The organism is Moorena sp. SIO3E8 (genome assembly GCF_010692445.1).
Classification (GTDB): Bacteria; Cyanobacteriota; Cyanobacteriia; order Cyanobacteriales; family Coleofasciculaceae; genus Moorena; species Moorena bouillonii.
This window is the reverse complement of record NZ_JAAHHM010000321.1, coordinates 1-1,935: the sequence shown is the minus strand read 5'-3', so window position 1 is coordinate 1,935 and position 1,935 is coordinate 1. Positions and strand designations below refer to the sequence as shown.

General features: G+C 42.7%; 2 protein-coding genes. Both read right to left on the bottom strand.

Annotation, left to right across the window (positions count from 1 at the left end):
• Window positions 1–9 precede the first annotated feature (9 nt).
• The gene (locus F6K46_RS39465) at window positions 10–1,335 is read right to left on the bottom strand and encodes a transposase (protein ID WP_293068914.1); all 1,326 of its coding nucleotides are present in this window, start codon (window positions 1,333–1,335) and stop codon (window positions 10–12) included.
• Entirely contained in the window at window positions 1,223–1,843 is a 621-nt protein-coding gene (locus F6K46_RS39460) for an IS607 family transposase (RefSeq protein ID WP_293068912.1), read from the bottom strand. The genes F6K46_RS39465 and F6K46_RS39460 overlap by 113 nt, the downstream gene beginning before the upstream one ends.
• Window positions 1,844–1,935: the final 92 nt, after the last annotated feature.

Below are 1,935 nucleotides of genomic sequence, written 5' to 3'. Positions count from 1 at the left end.
CTGATACTTTTAACCCGGACAAATTCTGACATCTTGGATATCTAGGATATCATTTGAGTCAGAAAAGCTGAGTACTACATCCCCGACTGCTTCGAGGAAGGTGGTATCCCACATCGCCTTCAGGAAAATCCCGACGGCTCCATTGAAATCTCTAGGGATTTCGTATCCGCAACGTGGACATTGAAAATTCTTAGAACTACCAAGTTTTCGATGAATGTGTCCGCACTTTGTACAAGTTTTGGAGGTATATTCCTCTGTTATCCTCACTAATTTGGAACCATAACGGTTGCACAAATGCTCTAAAATCTGAGAGAACTGATAAAAAGCCCATGTCATCATCGCCCTAGCTGTCTTGCTTTTTAGTTTTCGCTTCTTTTTGACAACCATCTGCGACGTCTCAAAGGTAGGTAAGACGATCACATCGTAGTTTCTTGCCAAAAACGATGCTACTTGTTTGTGCAATTCAGTTCTCAGACTTCTGATCTTAGTTCTGAGTCTTTCCATAGCTATCCTTAGCTTGTATCGGCGACGTTTGTGTGTGCGTCCTTTTGATTTGTCATGCTCACTTTTTAACTTATCTAGATGGGAACAAAGTTTAGCTATTCTCTGAAAATCATTATTTGCGAACTCCAAGAAATCCGTGCCGTCAAACCCAGTCATGAACGTCCTAACTCCAGGATCTAAAGCTATCACTTTCTTGGTTTCAGTAGGCTCAATGTCAAACTCTACTGGAAAGTGCGCGAACCATCTCCCTTTGTTATAAGTAAGTTCAGTAGAACCATCAGTTAGTACACAGAAATCCTGACCTTTGAATTCGGGTTTTGGCAGATGTTTGGTTTTGGAAACCATCCACCGGCCAGCCTTGTAAGCCGTAGGGTCAAACTGGATCGTCAGATGATGATCTCGCACGCTACGAAATTTACCTATTTTTAATCCAGCTTGTGGGTTTGGCAAAAGGTTCTTCCCTTTCCCAACAGACTTCGGTTGTTTGGCGGTCTCTTTCCACGCCGTATAAGCCTCCATTGAAGCGTTATCTAAAATTTTGGAGACGTTTAAATCTCTGCACCACTGCGGAATAAGTCCGGATTGTTTCAACCAAGTTCTAAAGCCATGTTTTCCTCCTTTCTTTCCGACTTTTGTGTACCCCTGGTTCCGATTGAGCTGCTCGATCGATATGTTATAAACCTTGCGAACAGCAGAAACCCATTTTTTCCAGATCTTCTCAAGTTCTTTGCTTGGGTAAACTCGGTAACTCACTGTCTTCAAGGATTTTTCCCTTGTACTTCCTGAGTCCGTAGAGCCTACAACTGAAGACGTGGATAATTGCCAGAACATCTTCAACCATCTCTTGTTCTGGGCTGAGGTTCTTTTCGTCGAGAACCAATATTTTAGTTTGGAATTTAGAGCACAACCATGAGATAAGATCGAATCCAAAGCGACAGAGCCGATCTTTGTGGGCAACGACAATATACTTGCAAGTGCCGCTGAGAACTCTGTCCAATAGGGAGTGAAGACCTTTTCTTTTGAAGTTGAGACCGCTGCCGATGTCTCGGATGACTTCTGCGTCTGGGTAACGAGACTTAAGAAACTGTACTTGTTGATCGAGATCATCTCTTTGAGAGCGGCTTGAAACCCTTGCATATAGGATTGCTGCTCTTTCGTCTCTATCTGTTTTTTTTGTTGAAATAGAGACAACTGAGTCAAGATTGTATCTTCTTTGTCCTCCAGGGGTTTTAATTCCTTGGATTTTGCCTTCGTCAAGCCACCTTTCAAGTGTCCTGGTACTGACCCCGAGCCTGGTAGCAGCGACTCGGGGAGGAACATAGTTAATTTGTTCATTCATTGACAAATTTGGGTCAGTACACTGACATTATCAAACAAGATGTTGGAAAATGTCAAATATGTCGGGAAAACTATTTATCAGGACTTAACTCC